The organism is Bradyrhizobium sp. R2.2-H (genome assembly GCF_004346455.1).
In the GTDB taxonomy this organism is placed as follows: Bacteria; Pseudomonadota; Alphaproteobacteria; order Rhizobiales; family Xanthobacteraceae; genus Bradyrhizobium; species Bradyrhizobium diversitatis.
Window position 1 is genome coordinate 52,592 of the sequence record NZ_SMBR01000008.1, and the last position, 15,378, is coordinate 67,969.

The 15,378-nt window shown below is 63.0% G+C and carries 17 protein-coding genes; 4 read left to right on the forward strand and 13 right to left on the reverse strand.

Going from position 1 to position 15,378, the window contains the following annotated elements:
• Window positions 1-336: 336 nt before the first annotated feature.
• From EDE08_RS20985 to EDE08_RS20995, 3 genes are all read left to right on the forward strand, one after another.
• On the forward strand, window positions 337-1,548 hold the full coding sequence (locus EDE08_RS20985) for an FAD-binding domain (protein WP_131870726.1): 1,212 nt from the start codon (window positions 337-339) through the stop codon (window positions 1,546-1,548).
• Window positions 1,549-1,680: 132 nt separating this feature from the next.
• A complete protein-coding gene (locus tag EDE08_RS20990) occupies window positions 1,681-1,917 on the forward strand; it encodes a hypothetical protein (RefSeq protein WP_131870727.1) in 237 nt (78 codons plus the stop codon).
• Between the two features lie 792 nt (window positions 1,918-2,709).
• Complete coding sequence (locus tag EDE08_RS20995; RefSeq protein ID WP_131870728.1) at window positions 2,710-3,219, forward strand: PRC-barrel domain-containing protein; 510 nt, start codon at window positions 2,710-2,712, stop codon at window positions 3,217-3,219.
• A gap of 211 nt (window positions 3,220-3,430) precedes the next feature.
• Here the strand turns inward: EDE08_RS20995 and EDE08_RS38500 are convergent, their stop codons facing one another.
• Window positions 3,431-3,664, reverse strand: a complete 234-nt coding sequence (locus tag EDE08_RS38500) for a hypothetical protein (RefSeq protein ID WP_165936073.1) — start codon at window positions 3,662-3,664, stop codon at window positions 3,431-3,433.
• Between the two features lie 52 nt (window positions 3,665-3,716).
• Here EDE08_RS38500 and EDE08_RS21005 point away from each other — a divergent pair, with 52 nt between their 5' ends.
• The gene (locus EDE08_RS21005; RefSeq protein WP_502700625.1) at window positions 3,717-3,872 is read left to right on the forward strand and encodes a hypothetical protein; all 156 of its coding nucleotides are present in this window, start codon (window positions 3,717-3,719) and stop codon (window positions 3,870-3,872) included.
• A 43-nt stretch (window positions 3,873-3,915) separates the two neighbouring features.
• Here the strand turns inward: EDE08_RS21005 and EDE08_RS21010 are convergent, their stop codons facing one another.
• The 12 genes from EDE08_RS21010 to EDE08_RS21065 all read right to left on the reverse strand — a co-directional run bounded on the left by EDE08_RS21010 (window position 3,916) and on the right by EDE08_RS21065 (window position 15,363).
• Window positions 3,916-4,140, reverse strand: a complete 225-nt coding sequence (locus tag EDE08_RS21010; RefSeq protein ID WP_131870729.1) for a hypothetical protein — start codon at window positions 4,138-4,140, stop codon at window positions 3,916-3,918.
• Window positions 4,141-4,214: 74 nt separating this feature from the next.
• Window positions 4,215-5,368, reverse strand: a protein-coding gene (locus tag EDE08_RS21015; RefSeq protein WP_131870730.1) for an IS3 family transposase whose coding sequence is annotated in 2 segments (ribosomal slippage) — window positions 4,215-5,119 and window positions 5,119-5,368 — 1,155 coding nt in all. Because the reading frame shifts where the segments join, the coding sequence is not laid out codon by codon here.
• 347 nt (window positions 5,369-5,715) lie between these two features.
• The gene (locus EDE08_RS21020) at window positions 5,716-6,690 is read right to left on the reverse strand and encodes a tripartite tricarboxylate transporter substrate-binding protein (RefSeq protein WP_131870731.1); all 975 of its coding nucleotides are present in this window, start codon (window positions 6,688-6,690) and stop codon (window positions 5,716-5,718) included.
• Between the two features lie 24 nt (window positions 6,691-6,714).
• Window positions 6,715-7,431 carry a GntR family transcriptional regulator gene (locus EDE08_RS21025; RefSeq protein ID WP_074447766.1) on the reverse strand — a complete coding sequence of 239 codons (717 nt, stop codon included), beginning with the start codon at window positions 7,429-7,431 and terminating at the stop codon, window positions 6,715-6,717.
• Window positions 7,432-7,454: 23 nt separating this feature from the next.
• Window positions 7,455-8,195, reverse strand: a complete 741-nt coding sequence (locus tag EDE08_RS21030) for an SDR family oxidoreductase (RefSeq protein WP_131870732.1) — start codon at window positions 8,193-8,195, stop codon at window positions 7,455-7,457.
• A gap of 22 nt (window positions 8,196-8,217) precedes the next feature.
• The gene (locus tag EDE08_RS21035) at window positions 8,218-8,988 is read right to left on the reverse strand and encodes an SDR family oxidoreductase (protein WP_131870733.1); all 771 of its coding nucleotides are present in this window, start codon (window positions 8,986-8,988) and stop codon (window positions 8,218-8,220) included.
• A gap of 15 nt (window positions 8,989-9,003) precedes the next feature.
• Window positions 9,004-9,384: a carboxymuconolactone decarboxylase family protein gene (locus tag EDE08_RS21040; RefSeq protein ID WP_131870734.1), complete on the reverse strand. Its 381-nt coding sequence runs from the start codon at window positions 9,382-9,384 to the stop codon at window positions 9,004-9,006.
• Window positions 9,385-9,425: 41 nt separating this feature from the next.
• Window positions 9,426-10,661: an ABC transporter substrate-binding protein gene (locus tag EDE08_RS21045; RefSeq protein ID WP_131870735.1), complete on the reverse strand. Its 1,236-nt coding sequence runs from the start codon at window positions 10,659-10,661 to the stop codon at window positions 9,426-9,428.
• A gap of 31 nt (window positions 10,662-10,692) precedes the next feature.
• Window positions 10,693-11,928 carry an ABC transporter substrate-binding protein gene (locus EDE08_RS21050; RefSeq protein ID WP_131870736.1) on the reverse strand — a complete coding sequence of 412 codons (1,236 nt, stop codon included), beginning with the start codon at window positions 11,926-11,928 and terminating at the stop codon, window positions 10,693-10,695.
• Between the two features lie 33 nt (window positions 11,929-11,961).
• The gene (locus tag EDE08_RS21055; RefSeq protein WP_131870737.1) at window positions 11,962-12,669 is read right to left on the reverse strand and encodes an ABC transporter ATP-binding protein; all 708 of its coding nucleotides are present in this window, start codon (window positions 12,667-12,669) and stop codon (window positions 11,962-11,964) included.
• A complete protein-coding gene (locus EDE08_RS21060) occupies window positions 12,656-14,431 on the reverse strand; it encodes a branched-chain amino acid ABC transporter ATP-binding protein/permease (RefSeq protein WP_131870738.1) in 1,776 nt (591 codons plus the stop codon). The genes EDE08_RS21055 and EDE08_RS21060 overlap by 14 nt, the downstream gene beginning before the upstream one ends.
• The gene (locus EDE08_RS21065) at window positions 14,428-15,363 is read right to left on the reverse strand and encodes a branched-chain amino acid ABC transporter permease (RefSeq protein WP_131870739.1); all 936 of its coding nucleotides are present in this window, start codon (window positions 15,361-15,363) and stop codon (window positions 14,428-14,430) included. Before EDE08_RS21065 ends, EDE08_RS21060 begins: the two co-directional genes overlap by 4 nt.
• Window positions 15,364-15,378 lie beyond the last annotated feature (15 nt).

A 15,378-nucleotide genomic window follows, 5' to 3' on the forward strand; every position in this document is an offset into this window, starting at 1 on the left:
GACTCGGACGGTACGCTCGATGTGCCGGATGTGAGCTGTCGATTTGTCTTCCAACTGGTCTCCTTTGTTGGAACGGTCTGGATGCGAAAGTGGCGATTGCCGCCGTCGCCAGAAGAGGCTGCCCGGAACTGAACCTGCCACGGAGACGGAGCGGCCCACGCACAAGAGGAGGCCGTCCATAGGTACGCCGCGAGGTCTCGGATATATTACGCCGTCGCGGCCCTACTTGTTCTTGCCATCCAGGCAAAATTGGCAGCTTGCAATTGGGGCAGGTGCCGGAGCACTGCAAGCACCTCGGATTGACGGCCAGCGGCGAGGGTCTTGGAAGGAGAGGACATGAAGAGCGTTCTGATCTCTGGCGCTGGAATCGCCGGGCCCACGCTTGCCTATTGGCTGAGAGCGGCTGGCTTCGAGCCGACGCTCGTCGAGCGCGCGCCCGCTCTGCGTAGCGGAGGCTACGTCATCGACTTCTGGGGGCTGGGATATAGCATCGCCGAGCAGATGGGATTGCTCCCGGAGATCGATCGCGACGGCTACCACGTGCAGGAACTGAGGATCGTAGACGAAGCCGGCCGTCGATTGGCCGGCTTCGGTACCGGCGTCTTCGCTGAATTGACGAACGGACGATACGTCACCCTTCAGCGAAGCCGACTCTCGCGCCTTCTGTTCGAGCGGATCAGCGGGGGCGTCGAAACCATTTTCGGAGACGAGATCGTTCTCGTCGAAGAGAGAGCCGATTGCGTCGAGGTCCAGCTGGAGCGTGGCGGCAGGCGCAGGTGTGATCTCCTGGTCGGTGCAGACGGGCTGCATTCGGCCGTGCGCAGGCTGGTCTTTGGACCGCAGAGGAAGTTCGAGCGATATCTGGGGTATGTGGTGGCGGCCTTCGAGGTTCACGGCTATCGACCGCGCGACGAGGACGTCTATTTGATCTACGGCCGGCCGGGTCGCATGGTCGGCCGTTTCACGTTGCGTGACGATCGGACGTTGTTTCTCCTGATCTTCGCCGCGGATCGCGCAGTGTTGCCAGAAACGCCGGAGGCGCAGAAGGAGCTCCTTCGCGGAATCTACGGGAGCGATGGCTGGGAGTGCGATCGGATGCTCGAGGAGCTCGAACGCACCGGCGAGCTCTACTTCGACGCCGTCAGCCAGATCAAGATGCCGGACTGGTCGCGAGGACGAGTGGCTCTCATCGGTGATGCCGCCTTTTGCGTCTCGCTGCTGGCAGGCCAGGGGTCGGCGCTGGCGATGATTTCTGCCTATGTGCTGGCCGGCGAACTCGCTGCCGCCGGTGATCGATATTCGACGGCATTTGCTCAATACGAGGCCCGGCTGAAGAACTATATAGATCGAAAGCAGCAGGGCGCCGAGCGTTTTGCCGGGGCCTTGGCGCCGAAGACTCGCTTAGGGATGCACTTCCGCAACCTCGCGGTCAGAAGCTTCTCCGTGCCGGGGTTGGCGAAGCTCTCAATCGGGAGAGACATGGCCGATCAACTAGAGCTTCCGGGCTACCATTGGCTCGTAGCAAATGCTGAACCGCACTTGGGTTGACGACGTGGAAGCAGCATCTGCTCATTCATGTGCGGCGAATGATCGCGACGACAATTGTCGGTCTCGTCGTTCACTCCGCCTTCATTGGTCGGGCATAGAAGTGCGAACCGGGACACACGACAAGAAAAAATCATGAGGAAAATCGCCTATGGTCTCGCCGCCGCTGCTCTGTTTGCGGGAACTCAATTCCCGGTTCCCGCGAATGCGATGACGGCGCTTTCGGTCGGCGCAGCTGCAGCATCCGAGATGATGCAGGCCGGCTACTACCATCGTCGCCGCTACCATCGGAGGGTCTGCACGGTGCGGACCGTCATCAAGCGCGGCTATCATGGTCGGCGTATTATCAAGCACATGCGTGTTTGCCGCTAGGTGTGGACGTCGAGGGTCGGTCAGGCGGCCATCATCCTGCACGCGAGCAATCTTTACCGAAACGTAGGATGGGGAGTGCGTAAGTCAGCTACGCGTCCTGAGTAAAGCGTCGGGCTTACGTCGGAAGGTCACGATTGACAGCCCGGGAAGAGCTGCGGGCCGCGATCTCCAGCGCTGCGCCGCCGAGCGCCGTGAGCAAGATGCCGAGCAAGAGTAGCGCCAGGACTGTACCCATGATGAGACGATCTCCTGCCAATCCGGGCCACACGAGATGATCCGAGCGTCAACGTAGCGTGCAAAAAGCTGACGACCAGCGCGTCCTCGGAAAAGTACATTTCGCATACCTGCCTCCAGCAAGCTGATCTGATCAATAGGGCGCGCATTGCAGGAGCCGGAGACGCATATGCCGGTCGCGGGATCGCTTTGTTCTCCATCCGCTCCGGAAACGATAGCCTGTGCCGCCCAATCGGGCAGTCAGGAGATGAGCGTGACCTGTCGGGAAAATCCTGACGTCAATCCGTGCCGCATCGTCCACCCAAACCAGTTCAAGCCGGCTTCTCGCCGCCTGGGGGAATCCTTGCTGCAATCGCACGAGAGAAGACATTATCGCGATGGTCGAGTTCATCATTTGTGATCCTTCCGTCACACGCGCGATGCTCCATCGGAAGATGCGAAGCCGTCTCAAGCTGGTAGGATAGACCGTGCGCGCAAGCGTACCGCGAGGTCAGGCAGACGAAACTTCCCGCCGCGCGACGAGTTGACGATGATCCAACAACACAAGGAGAAATCGTCGTGAACAAATCTCTCTGCATTCTCGCATCCGCGGTGCTCATGGCCGCACCCGCAATGGCGCAGTCACCCCAAAGCAACGCGACGACCGCAGCGCCGAATATGCAGCCGGCGACTGCTTCGACGGCCTCGGTGCACAAGCAAGGCGAATGGCGTGCCTCGAAGCTTGTCGGCGTAAGCGTCTACAACAACAGCGACGAGAAGATCGGCGACATCAACGATCTGATCCTTGACTCCAGCGGCCGGGTTGCCAACGTGGTGATCGGCGTGGGAGGATTCCTTGGAATGGGTGAGCACAATGTTGCCGTGGCATTCGATCAGCTCAAATTTGCAACTGAGCCGATGAAGACGGCATCCAACGATGGGGCCGGTAAAGCCGGCAACGCCAGCTCGACAACCACGACAGGAAGCGCGTTAACGCCGGCTAACCGAAACGACAACTGGTATCCGGATCATGTGGTGCTGAACGTCAACAAGGATCAGCTGAAGAAGATGCCTGAATTCAAGTACTGAGGCCGATCTCAGGCGCTGCTTCAGCGCTGTTCATAAAGGCGGTGTCATCGAAGATGACGCCGCCTTTATCGCAATCAGCCACGAGAATATGCGGTGCTAAACCGTACCGATCCCTCTTCCGAAGAGCTGAAAATATGAAGTTATACTATTTGCGCGAAAATAGTATAAATGGGGTTCCCGGCATGACGACCGGCCGCCTCGATATCACCTATCAAACGCTGTATTCGGAATTGGTCCAGCGTAGCCTCGATGAGAGCTTCACCTCCGAATTCTCCTCGAATTGAAGGTTCGTGGCGGTCGAGGTCAAGGACAAGAAGTCCTGGTACTTCGACACACCAAAGCCAGCGGGGGCGGTCAGGATCGCCGCTACGTCGGTCCAGTTGACGATCCCGAAAATCACCAAACGGGGGCGCGACTTTCTATTTCGATTGAAGGCCAGTCGCATTCGCCGTTTTCATCGCGCCGCTCACGTGGGGTGACTGAGTGGGGCGAGCCGGATGTTTCCAGCAAGAGTCTATGTCGGTCAGATCGTCGTTGTGCTCGGCATCGTCGCCGCTTCGACCTCGGGCGCGACGCAATGGACCGCCGCAGCTCTCGGATATCAGCAGCGCTTGTGTGAGCCCTGGTTCCTGATCGTCGGCTATCGCGTCTAGACATATCGCTCGCATCGGCAGTGTCGTTGCAATAGCGGTCACCCTAACCGTAGAAGCTTCGCTCTTCGGTCACCGAGAACATGATGCGCGTTAGCAACTGGCCGGCAAAAATGATTATCGCGCCTACGATAATGAGCAGCCAGATATACAAGGAAGAACCAATTGGAGCCACGGCAGGAACCATGTAGGGAGCCAAGTACAGAGCAGCGAGGCTTGCACCACGAAAGAAGAAATAGACCGGCGCCCTAAGCCTCTCCAGCGAACTCATCCAATCACAAAGGGAAAATAAGCAGCCGTACATAAAAATGGATGTGAGCTGCTGCCGGTTTGATGGACACCGGGTTAAGCTAATCCCACCTTGCGCTCGAACTCAACCGGGCTGAGGTAACCGATGGTCGAGCGCCTGCGGGTCGTGTTGTAAAATCTTTCGATGTAGTCGAAGACATCGGCGCGTGCCTCGTCTCTGGTCTTGTAGGTTTTGGCTTCCGTCCGTTCGGTCTTGAGCGAGGAGAAGAAGCTTTCCATCGCCGCATTGTCCCAGACGTTGCCGGAACGGCTCATGCTGCAGACGATGCCGTGGTCGGCCATCAGGCGCTGGAACTGATCGCTCGTATACTGGCTGCCCTGATCGGAATGGTGCAGCAGCGCATCCGGCTTGCCGCGGCGCCAGACAGCCATCAGCAATGCGTCCGTCACGAGTTGTGCCGTCATGGCGGCACTCATCGACCAGCCCACCACTCGGCGCGAGAACAGGTCGATCACCGCCGCGACGTAAAGCCAGCCCTCGGCCGTCCAGAGATAGGTGAAGTCGGCGATCCACTTCTGGTTCGGTCGCTCGGCGGCGAACTGCCGATCCAGCAGGTTTGCCGGCACGGTCTCGAGCTGCCGATCGCCGTTATCCTTCGGCAAGCGTCGCCGGCGTGGCCGTGCCCGTAAGCCCTGGAGGCGCATCAGCCGTTCGATCTGGTGCAGGCCACAGTCAGCCCCCTCGGCGAGCACATCACGCCACACTCGGCGCGCGCCATAGGTGCGATCGCTTGCCATGAAGCTGGCCTTGACCTTGCCGCCGAGCTCCTCGTCGCTGCGGGATCTGGCGCTGGGAGAGCGGTTCAGCCAGGCATGGAAGCCTGACCGCGACACCCCCAACGCATCGCATAGCCATGCCACCGGCCAGATCGTCCGGTGCTTCGCGATGAAGACGAACTTCATGTCGCTTCCTTCGCGAAGAAGGCTGCGGCCTTCCTTAGGATGTCCCGCTCGGCCTTCAGCTTGGCGACCTCACGGCGCAGCCGCTCGATCTCTTGCTGCTCGGGCTTCATCTGCCCATGACCGGGGAAGGCCTGCGCCGGGTCGGAGCCGAACTCCTTGACCCACTTGCGCAGCACGTTCTCATGAACGCCCAGGTCGCGGCCGGCTTGTGCCACCGACACCCTGCGCTCCCTGACCAGCTTGACCGCCTCGATCTTGAACTCGCGGCTGAACTTCCGTCTCTTCATCGCCCACCTCCGGCTTCATGAAACACCTAATCCCGGTGTCCATCAAACCGGCAGCAGCTCAAAGCGCTGACGAGGGGAGAGCGGAGGCGGTGCGCAGGCTCGGCAAAGTCTCACGAGCAGGGCTCAGCGTCGGTCAAATCCCAAGATGTAAAGTGAGCTGCAGTGAGAAAAACAAAAGTCCGGCGTCGGGGTTCGAGTCGCTCCCCCGCTACCAATCATACGATTTTCTCGCCAAACTGCGATTGTATATGATGGGATACGCTTCACGGAGCACAGAAGGCGCGAAATGCGGTCCTCCTGCCTGCGTCGAAGCACGGCCTGACAGGGCGCTCTCCGCCGCTGGCGGTCTACTGCGGGTCGATACCGGCCGCTTTGATGATCATTCCCCATTTGCCGATCTCGGCTTTCAAGAAGCCTTCGAGGGCATCCGGCGTCGCGCGCTCGGGCTCGACCGGAGCCCTGCTGAGCTCGGCAAAGCGGTTGACCAGTACGGGGTCCCTCAGCGCGCTCTGCAACGCACCAACAAGTCGGTCGAGGACTGGCTTTGGCGTGCCGCGCGGCGCGTACAGGCCGTACCAGGTCGTGACGTTAAATTCTGGAACGCCAGCCTCGGCCGAGGTCGGCACGTCGGGCAAGGTCGCGACACGCGTCTTGCTGGTGATGGCGTAACCCCTGATCGTCTTCGACTGGATGTATGGCGTCGGTCCGGTCGCGGGATCGCAATAAACGTCGATATGCCCGGCGATCACATCATTCAGCGCCGGCCCGCCACCCTTGTAGTAGATCGGCGTGAGCTTCGTATCGGTGGCGCTCATGAACATCAGGCCGCAAAGTTGTGAGGCCGAGCCCAGTCCGACATTGCCGAAGGTCATCTTGCCGCCTTCGCCGCGGATGCGTGCGATCATCTCGCTCAAGTCCTTGGCCGGAAAGCTCGGCCGGGCCACCAGGATCATCGGGACGTCGGTGACGAGCCCGATCGGGGCGAAGTCGCCGACGGGGTCGAACGGCAGCTTTGCGTACAGCGCGGGCGCTGTCGCCTGGCCGACATGCATCAGCAGCAGCGTGTAGCCATCAGGAGCGGCTTTGGCGACGCGGTTGGTGCCGAGCGTGCCGCCGGCACCAACGGCATTCTCGATCACAATGGACTGTTTCAGCGCCGCGCTCATTGCGCTGCCGAGAATCCTCGCGATCACGTCTCCGGGACCGCCAGCCGAGAACGGCACGATGATCGTGACCGGGCGTGAGGGATATTCATCCGCGATGGCCGTGCCGCTGGGAGAGAGCAGGAAAAGCAGGATTAGCGATCGTACGAGATACGGCATCGAACACTCCCTGGCGGCATTGTTCTAGTCGTCGGAAGGCGCCGCCTCCTTGGCCGCCGACGATTTTTCGATCATGTCGAGCGCGGCCACCGCAGCCGCATTGATGTGGTCCACGCAGCAGCGCTCGGCGAGGTCCGCATCGCCGGCCTGGATCGCACGCCAGATCGCGGTGACTTCGCGCAGGCTCTTGTTGATGCGCTTCGGCTGCGACATCGATGTGATCCGCAACAGCTGGATGCGGTCGTGCAGCGGCTTGAGCATGCGCTGGATGAACGCATTGCGGCAGCCGCCGATCAGCGCCGCGTAGAATTCGGTCTTGGCTTCGAGGCATCCGATGAGGTCTTGCTTGGCCGCGGCCGCCTTGAGCCGCGTCAGGGCGTCGCCGATCCGGCGGGCCACCTCGGGGTCGTGAAGCCTGGCGCATTCGCGGCCGGCGAAGCCTTCGAGGACGGCGCGCGCGGCGTAGAGCTGCCGGGCTTCTTCGAGGCTGATGGTGGACACCACGGGGCCGCGGTGTGGCACCATATTGACGAGCCCGTCGGCCTCGAGCGCACGCAGCGCTTCGCGGATCGAGGGGCGGCTGACGCCCATCATCTCGCAGAGCTCGCGCTCGACCAGCCGTTGGCCCGGCTTCAGCGTTCCCGACATGATCGCCTCACGCAGCTTCTGCGCCACCATCGCCCGGACGGTCGGGACGTCCTCGATGCGGAGTGTCGATTGCAAGTCGCGGCGTCTTTCCATGTCCGGGTCCTGTTCGGGAAAACTCAGTACCGGTTTACAGGCAGAATCATCATTTCGGCAATTTGAACGTGGGCGGGCTGGTCAAGCGCGAAGACGATCGACCGGGCGATATCGGCCGGATCGAGCGCCATCCTGAACTGGTCGAAATAGTCCTTTTCCTTCTGCGTATCGCCGCGGTAGCGGGTCAGGATGATGTTGGTGCGGGTCAGGCCGGGCTGGAGCTCGGTGACCCGGATCGCGGTCTCCGCCAGCTCGCCGCGCAGGGTCTCGGTGAACATGTGCACGCCCGCCTTGCTGGCGCTGTAGGCCGCCATGTCGGGCACGATCCGTACCGCGTTGATGGAGCTGATATTGACGATGTGCCCGGCATCGCGTTGGACCATGCCGGGGAGGATCGCGCGCGTGACGCGCATCAGGCCGATCAGATTGGTCTGGATGATGTTGGACCAGTCGTCGGCAGAACCGATGTCGAAGCGAGTCCGGCCGCCGATGTCGTGGCCGGCATTGTTGATGAGGACGCCGACCGGCCTGAAATGATTGGGAATGGCATCGGGCAGGCGATCGACGGCCTTTGCATCGCTGATGTCGAGCTCGATCGGAAACACCTTGTCGCCCGCCGTCGCCGCCAGTTCCCGAAGCGCCCTGGCGTCGCGGTCGACCAGCACGACGCGGCGGCCGCTGTCGATCAGCGCCTTGGTGATGGCGCGACCCATGCCGCCGGCGGCACCGGTCAGCACGACGGTTTGGCTCGATTGTTCAGTCATCGCGAAACTCCCATTCCGGTGCTCATGCGACCGACCAGCCGCCGTCGATTGGCAGGCTGGCGCCGGTGATGTCGTTTGCGGCGGGGCCGCAGAGAAAGACGACCATGGCCGCAACCGCGCCCATATCGATGAAGCGGTGCGTCGGCTGGCGCTCGCCGAGATAGTCGCGCGTCACCTCGGCGACGGGACGGCCGCTGGTCTCCGCCATCCCCGCGATCTTGTTCACGATCGCTGGCGTTGGCAGCGTGCCGGGGCAGAGCATGTTGCAGGTGATGCCGCTGCGCGCCGTCTCGATGGCGACGGCGCGGGTCATGCCTGCGATCGCCGTCTTGGTGGTGACGTAGTCGATGCGGTCCTCGACCGCGCGGCTCGAATAGATCGAGCCCATGTTGATGATCCGGCCCCAGCCACGCTGCCTCATTGCCGGCAGCGCCAGCCGGATCAGGTGGAACGGCGCCGACAGATTGACGGCCAGCGCCTCGTCCCAGCGCTCCGGCGGGAACTGCTCGATCGCAGCGAAATGCCTGACCACGGCGTTGTTAACGAGGATGTCGATGCCGCCGCAGCGCTTGAGGAGATCCGCCATCCCGGCTTCGATCGCCTTGCGCCGGGACAGATCGACGCCGGCCGCGATGACCTCCACGCGGAAACGGGCGCGAAGGTCATCCGCGGCCTGCTTCGGCGCGGCGAGATCGTGAAGGACTATGTTGGCACCTGCGCCGGCCAGTCCTTCCGCCACGGCATAGCCGAGGCCCGAGGTCGCGCCGGTCACGAGTGCCCATTTGCCCTTCATTGCAGTCCTGCTCCGCTACTTCTTGTCGAGCTCTGCGAAGACTTCCTTCGCATTGCGGAACGCATCGACGCCGGCCGGCACGCCGCAATAGATCGCGACCTGCATGAACACCTCGCGAATTTCCTCCTTGGTCGCGCCGTTGGCGAGCGCGCCGCGGACATGCGTCTTCAGCTCGTGCGGACGGTTGAGCGCGCATAGCATCGCCAGATTGAGGAAGCTGCGCGTCTTGCGGGCGAGGCCTTCGCGGCCCCAGACGTAACCCCAGCAATATTCCGTGGTGAGGTCCTGCATCGGGCGGTTGAACTCGTCGGCGGATGCGATCGCCTTGTCGACGAATTCGTTGCCGAGCACGCTCTTGCGGATCTCGAGGCCGCGGTCGTAGGTCGCCTTGTCCATGTTGTTCTCCGTTTTTTGTTCGGGCGTCGTCAGCTCTTACGTCATCTCTTGGGCCAGAACGGCTTTGCCAGCGCGAGTTCGGGTGGGAATACCGTTACTGGAATGCCGGTTTGCCACTGCACGATGGTCATGCCGGCGCCGACGCGGCGGCCTTTCCCGTCGAACTTGATCTCGCCGAGCGGGTAATATTTGGATGGCCCGCCATCCATGGTGCGCAGCGCTTCGCCGACGGCGACGCGGTCGGCCTTGCCGGCTTTCTCCAGCGCGTCCTTGATCACCCACATGTCGCCATAGGTGGAGATCGCGTTCTGCGTCATCCACGGCTCCTTGTAGCGGGTCTTCAACTCGGCGATCAGCGCCTCATGTCCCTTGGCGCCCCAACTGGCGACGCAGGTCAACACGCCCTGGAGCAGTTCGGGGCTGACGGTCTGCAGCATGTCCGGCTCGGCGATCGCAATGCCGAACGAGATCGTCGGGATCTTGCCTTGGCCGAGGCCGAACTCGTTCATCTTCTCGAGCAGCAGTTTTGCGTCCGAGATCACGGTCGGCAGGAAGAACAGCAGGTCGGGCTTGGCCGATCGGATCTTCTGCACCAGCGAGGTCGCGTCTGCCAGCGGCGGCGTGAACGTCTCGTCGACGATCAACTGCAACTGGTTCTCCGCCAACAGGCCATCGCGCATCGCCTTGGCGGAAGCGATCGAGGCACCCGTGTTGTCGGTGAGGATCGCGACCGTTTTCGGCCGCTTGCCGGAGGCCGTCTCCGCCAGCTTGATGAGCTGGGGCAATGCCTGTTTGGCCTGCGACCCCGCGGTGGCCGCGGTCTGGAATACGTATTTGAATCCGCGCTCGGTGATCAGGTCGGAGTAGGAGAGGGTGAGCATGGGCAGGTTGGCACGCTCGGTGACCTCGGTCACCGCGAGGGTGAACGAGGACAGGTAGGCGCCGCTGGCCGCAACCAGATCGGTCTCCTGCGCCACCATGCGCTGGGCCGCGTTCTTGGCCTTCTCGGTGGTGTCGCCGGAATCCAGCACGACGAGCTTCAGCTTGGCGCCGCCGAGCGCCTTGATGCCGCCTTGCGCGTTGATGTGGTCGATCGCCATCTCGGCGCCTTCGCGCATCACTGTTCCCGGGCGGGCATAGAGCCCGGAGATCGGCACCAGCAGGCCGACCTTGATCTCCGCCGGCTGCTTCGCCCAGGCGCGGGATGCGATCAGCGTGCCGGAAGCGCCGGCAAGCAGGGTTCGCCGCGATATCGTGATCTTGCTCTTGGCAGTCATGACAGTCTCCTCCCCAGGATTTGCGCGACGCTTAGGACTTCTTCGGCCAGAACGGCTGCGCCTGCGCGAGCTCGGGCGGATAGACGGTGACAGGCACGCCCGATTGCCATTGCACGATGACGACACCGGCGCCGACGCGGCGGCCCTTCTCGTCGAATTTCAGCTGGCCGCCCGGATAGTATTTCGACGGGCCGGCATCCATGGTGCGGAAGGCCTGTGTGACCGCATTGCGGTCGGCCTTGCCGGCCTTCTCCAGCGCTTCCTTCATCAGCCACATGTCGCCATAGGTCGAGATGACGTTCTGCGTCATCCAGGGCTCCTTGTATTTGGCCTTGAGCTCGGCGATCAGCGCCTCGTGGCCCTTCGAGCCCCAATTGGCGACGATGGTCATGATGCCCTGCACCGTCTCCGAGCTCACGCTCTGCAGCATGTCGGGCTCGGCGATGGTGATGCTGAAGGATACGGTCGGGATCTTGCCCTGGCCGAGGCCGAACTCGCTGATCTTCTCGAGGCCGAGCTTGGCGTCCGACACCGCATTCGGCATGAACAGCAGCAAATCGGGCTTGGCCGAGCGAACCTTCTGGATCAGCGGCGTCGCATCCGACAGCGGCGGCGTCCAGACCTCCTCGACGACGAGTTGAAGGCCCTCTTGCGCGAACAGCCTCTCCTTCAGCGCCTTGGCGGTTGCGACCGACGTTGCAGTGTTGTCCATCAACATCGCCACGGTCTTCGGCTTCTTGCCCGAAGCATTCTCGGCGAGCTTCATCAGCGTCGGCAGGCCGAGTTCGGATTGGCGGCTCGCGGTCGCGGCAGTCTGGAAGATGTATTTGAAGCCGCGGTCGGTCAAAAGGTCCGAATAGGACAGCGTGAGCACCGGCAGCTCGGCGCGCTCGGTCACCTCGGTGACTGCGAGCGTGAAGGACGACAGATAGGAGCCGGTGGCGGCGACCAGATCGGGCTCCTGCGCCACCATGCGCTGGGCCGCGTTCTTGGCCTTCTCGGTGGTGTCGCCGCAGTCGATCACCACCAGCTTCAGCTTGGCGCCGCCGAGCGCCTTGATGCCACCTTGCGCGTTGATGTGCTCGATGCCCATCTCGGCGCCCATCTTCATCACCTGGCCGGGGCGGGTGTAGATGCCCGACAGCGGCACGATCAGTCCGACCTTCACCTCCGCCGGGGCCTGTGCACGCGCCACGCCCGCGAGGCCGACGGCGGCGGCGCCGGAGAGCACAGCGCGACGCGTCAGTCCTTTTGAAATCTTGTTCATTTCGTTTCTCCCTGCTCTTTGTTTTTATGGTGTTCACATGCCGAGATAGGCTTTGCGCACCCGATCGTCAGCACGTAGCGTGTCGTTGTTGCCTTCGAGTACGACACGGCCGGCTTCGAGGACGTAGCCGTGGTCGGCGGATTCCAGCGCTTCCGCGACGCGCTGCTCGACCAGCAGCATGGTCAGCCCGGACTGACGCCGGATATCGATCAGGCGTTCGAAGATGAAGTCAGCCGTCGAAGGCGCGAGCCCCATCGAGGGTTCGTCGAGCATCAAGAGCTTCGGCGAGGAGGCGAGGCCGCGGCCGATCGCGAGCATCTGCTGCTGGCCGCCGGACATCGTGCCGGCGAACTGATCGCGGCGCTCCTTCAGCACCGGCAGCCATTCGAAGATGCGCTCGATGTTGGTCTGCCAGTCGCGGCGGCCGCCTTCGGTCATCGCACCCATTTCCAGGTTTTCCATCACCGTGAGGGACGGGAAGACCTGACGTCCCTCGGGGACGTGGGCGATGCCGAGATGGGCGCGCTGCGGCGGTGGCACCGCGAGCAGATCGACGCCGTCGAACGTGATCGCGCCGCCGCTCGGCTTGACGATGCCGGAGATCGTCTTGAACAGCGTGGTCTTGCCGGCCCCGTTGGGGCCTACGATCGCGACGAACTGGCCGGCGCCGACTTCGATCGAGACGTCGTTCAAGACGGGTTTTGCGGAATAGCCCGCGCTCAATCCTTCAATTCGCAGCATGGCCCGCCCATTTCTTGCCGAGATAGGCCTCGACGACGCGGCTGTCGCGCGTCACCACCTCCGGCAGACCTTCGGTGATGACGGCGCCGTGGTCGAGCACGAGGAAGCGATCGACGAGGCGCACCATTGCCTGCATGGTGTGCTCGATGATGGCGATGGTGATGCCGTCGCGCGCGAGCTGCTGGATCACGGCGACGACCTCGTCGGCCTCACCATGGCCGAGGCCGGCGAGCGTTTCGTCGAGCAGCAGGATGCGCGGCTGGCCGGCGATCGCGCGGGCCAGTTCCATCAGCCGCAGCTCCTTGGTCGAGAGCTCGCCGGCGACGCGGTCGGCGACCGCGGAGAGCCCGACGCGGGCCACGGCGTCGGCCGCGAACTGGCGCGCCTGGTCGTCGGTGCGGGCGCGTATGTAAGCGCCGACCACGACGTTGTCGAGGATCGACATTCGCAGGAACGGCCGCATCACCTGGAAGGTGCGGCCGATGCCGGCCTCGCAGATCACGTGCGGCCGCTGGCCCGACATGTTGCGGCCGCCGATCAGCACCTCGCCCTGACTGGGCTTGAGGAAGCCGTTGAGGAGGTTGAACAGCGTGGTCTTGCCGGCGCCGTTGGGCCCGATGATGCCGAGGATCTCGTTCTTGTGCAGCTTGAAGTTGACATCCTGCACGGCCTTGAGGCCGCCGAAGGAGCGCGAGAGGTTGCGGACCTCCAGCACGACCTCGCCGGCTGCGGCACGCTGCGAGGCGGGCCGCAGGGGGGTGACATTGGCGGCGGCCTTTTCCACAGTGTCGCTCGCCGATGCCTTGGCGGCATTCCGCTTGCGCAGGAGATCGCGCAGCTTCCAGAACAGGCCTTCCGGCGCCAGCAGGATGACGCAGACGATGGCGATGCCGAAGATGACGCCCTGAATGCCGGGGATGCGTGCGCCGGCCTCAGCGTGCAGGACCTCGGCTAGCGGGATCAGTATCACCGAACCGATCACCGGCCCCCAGACCGTGCCGACGCCGCCGAACATCGCGACCGTCAGCGCCTGTGCCGATACCAGCATGCCGAACACCGATGCCGGGGTCACCACCAGCAGCACCTGTGCGTAGAAGCCACCGATAACCGCGGCAATCGCCCCGCTGAGCGTGATCGCGCGCAGCTTCCAGGCCAGCGTGTTGATGCCGGCCGCTTCAGCCGCGGCTTCGTTCTGCTTGATCGCGAGCAGTGCCATGCCGAAGCGGGATCGCTCGATCACCTGCGTCAGCACGATGGTGGCGAGCATGAGCGCCAGCCCGAGCAGCGTGTAGAGATGGGGATCGGAGAACTGCATATAGGCGATCGGCGCATCGCGCTTGATCGGCAGCGTCACCTCCTGGTAGCCGAGCCATTCGAACACGTATAGAATGGCGAGCGGGTAGGCGAGCATCGCCAGCGCGAAATAGTGGCCCTGCAGGCGGAAAGTCGGAAAGCCGATCAGGAGGCCGGCGATGCCGCCGAGCACGGCCGCGATCGGAATCAGGAGCCAGGGCGAGATGTCGAAATAGATCTGCCCGAGCGCAGTCGCATAGGCGCCGATGCCGAAGAAGGCGGCATGGCCGAACGAGATCAGCCCGGTGTAGCCGCTGAGCAGATTCCACGACAGGCCGAACACCGCCCACACCGGCACCAGCGTCAGGATCAGCTGGTAGTAGGAGTTGGTGACGCCGAGCGACACGACCGCATAAGCGACCGTGAAGAGCAGGGGAGGCAGAAAGGATCGCATCCGGAGCATGGTCATGTTCTCTCGACCATGCGCCCGAAGAAGCCTTGCGGACGGAAGAAGACGATGAGCAGGAAAACGGCGAAGATCGCGGCGTTCTGCAACTGCGTCGGCAGGATCAGCGTCGACATCTGCTGCACGAGGCCGATCGTCATGCCGCCCCAGAAGGCGCCGATGATGCTGCCCATGCCGCCGAGCACGACGCCGGCATACATGACGATGACGTATTCGAGGCCGACGAAGGGATGGAACGGGTAGTTGGTAGCGAGCAGGCCGCCGGCAATGGCGGTGATGCCGCAACCGAGCGCGAAAGCGGTGCGGTGCGCGCGGTCGACGTCGATGCCCATATAGGTCGCTGCGGTCGGATTGTCCGCGGCGGCGCGGAGCGACTTACCGATCCGGGTCCGCATGATCAGCAGCGAGAGCAGGATCATGATCGCCAGCGACACGATCATATCGATGCTGCGGGCCTTGTTGAGGAAGATGCTCATGTCGAAGAAGGGGCCGAGCTCCCAGGCAGAGCTGGACAGCGGCGTCCGGATCGAGGCCAGCACCGAGCCGAACACGATGAGGCCGCCGTTCTGCAGGATCAGAGCGATACCGAGCGTCAGGATGAGCTGGGCGTAATGTCCTTCGCCTTCGAGCGACGCGGTGCGTGTGCCCGACACGTGCGAGATCAGCGTGCGATGCACGAAATAGCCGAACACCGCGAGCACAGGCCCGGCCAGCAGGATGGCGACGAATGGCCCGACCGTGTTGCCGAACAGCGTCTGCACGCCGGCGGCGGTGAAGAGATAGAAGGCGGTGTACATACCGAGCATCATGAAATCGCCATGGGCGAAGTTGATGACGCGCATGACGCCGAAGATCAGGCCGAGCCCGACGCACATCAGGCCGTAGACGGCGCCGATCAGAAGGCCGGCGGCGAGCGCTTGAAAGAACCCTTCCATCAGCCTCGCCTCCGT

Coding starts and splice junctions, on each gene's coding strand:
- EDE08_RS38500 (WP_165936073.1), bottom strand. CDS start 3,664: ATGCGACTGGCCTTCAATCGAAATAGAAAGTCGCGCCCCCGTTTGGTG.
- EDE08_RS21065 (WP_131870739.1), bottom strand. CDS start 15,363: ATGGAAGGGTTCTTTCAAGCGCTCGCCGCCGGCCTTCTGATCGGCGCC.
- EDE08_RS21040 (WP_131870734.1), bottom strand. CDS start 9,384: ATGGACAAGGCGACCTACGACCGCGGCCTCGAGATCCGCAAGAGCGTG.
- EDE08_RS21030 (WP_131870732.1), bottom strand. CDS start 8,195: ATGACTGAACAATCGAGCCAAACCGTCGTGCTGACCGGTGCCGCCGGC.
- EDE08_RS21045 (WP_131870735.1), bottom strand. CDS start 10,661: ATGACTGCCAAGAGCAAGATCACGATATCGCGGCGAACCCTGCTTGCC.
- EDE08_RS21050 (WP_131870736.1), bottom strand. CDS start 11,928: ATGAACAAGATTTCAAAAGGACTGACGCGTCGCGCTGTGCTCTCCGGC.
- EDE08_RS21020 (WP_131870731.1), bottom strand. CDS start 6,690: ATGCCGTATCTCGTACGATCGCTAATCCTGCTTTTCCTGCTCTCTCCC.
- EDE08_RS21010 (WP_131870729.1), bottom strand. CDS start 4,140: ATGAGTTCGCTGGAGAGGCTTAGGGCGCCGGTCTATTTCTTCTTTCGT.
- EDE08_RS21060 (WP_131870738.1), bottom strand. CDS start 14,431: ATGACCATGCTCCGGATGCGATCCTTTCTGCCTCCCCTGCTCTTCACG.
- EDE08_RS20990 (WP_131870727.1), top strand. CDS start 1,681: ATGAGGAAAATCGCCTATGGTCTCGCCGCCGCTGCTCTGTTTGCGGGA.
- EDE08_RS21035 (WP_131870733.1), bottom strand. CDS start 8,988: ATGAAGGGCAAATGGGCACTCGTGACCGGCGCGACCTCGGGCCTCGGC.
- EDE08_RS21025 (WP_074447766.1), bottom strand. CDS start 7,431: ATGGAAAGACGCCGCGACTTGCAATCGACACTCCGCATCGAGGACGTC.
- EDE08_RS20985 (WP_131870726.1), top strand. CDS start 337: ATGAAGAGCGTTCTGATCTCTGGCGCTGGAATCGCCGGGCCCACGCTT.
- EDE08_RS21005 (WP_502700625.1), top strand. CDS start 3,717: ATGTTTCCAGCAAGAGTCTATGTCGGTCAGATCGTCGTTGTGCTCGGC.
- EDE08_RS21055 (WP_131870737.1), bottom strand. CDS start 12,669: ATGCTGCGAATTGAAGGATTGAGCGCGGGCTATTCCGCAAAACCCGTC.